A 1,733-nucleotide genomic window follows, 5' to 3' on the forward strand; every position below is an offset into this window, starting at 1 on the left:
GCCCACGCCGATCCCGTCGGGCGACAGCCCCTACGTGACGCCGCTGGTGCGCAAGCTCGCCAACGAGCACGGGGTCGACCTCGACTCGATCACCGGCACCGGCGTGGGCGGCCGCATCCGCAAGCAGGACGTGCTCGAAGCGGCCAAGGCGCAGCGCGAGAAGGCCGCCCAGGCCGCGCCGGCGCCCGCCGCCGCCCAGCCCGCCGCCGCTCCGGCGCCGGCGGCCCAGGCTCCGGCCGCCGCCACGGCGCCCGAGCCGGTGGAGGTCGACACGACGCTGCGCGGCCGCACGGAGAAGATGTCGCGCCTGCGCCAGACGATGTCCAAGCGGCTGGTCGAATCGCTGCAGACGGCGGCCCAGCTCACCACCGTGGTCGAGGTCGACGTCACGAAGATCGCGCGGCTGCGCGAACAGGCGAAGGCCGATTTCTTCCGCCGCGAGGGCGTCAAGCTGTCGTTCATGCCGTTCTTCGAGATGGCCGCCATCGAGGCGCTCAAGCAGCACCCGAAGCTCAACGCGACCATCAACAACGAGACCATGGAGGTCACCTACTTCGACGTCGAGCACCTCGGCATCGCGGTCGACACCGAGCGCGGCCTGATCGCGGCGGTCATCAAGAACGCAGGCGACCTCAACCTCGCCGGGCTCGCCCGCAAGACGGCCGACCTGGCCGAGCGCACGCGCGCCAACAAGGTGACGCCCGACGAGATCACGGGCGGCACGTTCACGCTGACCAACACCGGCAGCCGGGGCGCGCTGTTCGACACCCCGATCCTCAACCAGCCGCAGGTGGGCATGCTCGGCACCGGTGCCGTCGTGAAGCGGCCCGTCGTGATCGACACGCCCGAGGGCGAGGCCATCTCCGTGCGGTCGATGGTCTACCTCGCGCTGACCTACGACCACCGGCTGGTGGACGGCGCGGACGCGGCGCGCTTCCTGACGACGGTCAAGCGCCGTCTCGAGGAGGGCCGCTTCGAGGCCCAGCTCGGGCTCGCGTAGCACGCGGGGTGTCGTGACGCCGGGCGGTCCGAAGGGCCGCCCGGCGTCCGCGTGTGAGCCCCGCGACGGCACGGTACGCGCACGACGGGCACACCGGAACCCGGGAACCCGGGAACGTCCCCGGACCGAGTGGGGCAACACGGGTGGAACGGTGGCACGCCGTACGCAGGGTGGCGGCGTACATTGGGATGATGGCGATCATCGTGACGGGGGCGTCCGGGCTGCTCGGCTCGGCGCTGGTCGAGGCGCTGCGGGCCGAGGGCCGGGAGGTCGTCAGGCTGGTACGCCGGGAGCCCCGCGAGGCCGGTGAGGCGTACTGGCAGCCACGCGAGCAGGTGATCGACCTGGCCGCGCTCGAGGGCGCCGACGGCGTGGTGCACCTCGCCGGGGCGTCGATCGGCGACCGGCGGTGGAGCGAGGCGTACAAACGGGAGCTGGTCGCCAGCCGGGTGGAGGGCACCCGGGTGCTCGTCGACGCGCTGCGCCAGGTCGAGACGCGGCCCAGGGTGCTCCTGTCGGCGTCGGGAGTCGACTTCTACGGCGACACGGGCGACCGGGTGATCGACGAGAGCGCGGCCCGGGGCGAGGGGTTCCTGGCCGGCCTGTGCGCGGCGTGGGAGGGCGAGGCGGAGCGGGCCGCGGAGGCGGGGGTCAGAACGGCGTTCACGCGTACGGGGCTCGTGCTGAGCCGCCGGGGCGGGGCGCTCGGGAGAATGTTGCCGATCTTCAGGAT

The 1,733-nt window shown here is 73.0% G+C and carries 2 protein-coding genes; both read left to right on the forward strand.

Going from position 1 to position 1,733, the window contains the following annotated elements; all coding sequences use genetic code 11:
• On the forward strand, positions 1-1,000 hold a 1,000-nt coding region (gene sucB, locus E1267_RS43615), incomplete at its 5' end, for a 2-oxoglutarate dehydrogenase, E2 component, dihydrolipoamide succinyltransferase (RefSeq protein WP_132342158.1).
• Between the two features lie 143 nt (positions 1,001-1,143).
• Positions 1,144-1,733: NAD-dependent epimerase/dehydratase family protein (locus E1267_RS43620; RefSeq protein WP_246064745.1), on the forward strand; the 590-nt coding region annotated here is incomplete at its 3' end.

Source organism: Nonomuraea longispora (assembly GCF_004348345.1).
GTDB classification, from domain to species: domain Bacteria; phylum Actinomycetota; class Actinomycetes; order Streptosporangiales; family Streptosporangiaceae; genus Nonomuraea; species Nonomuraea longispora.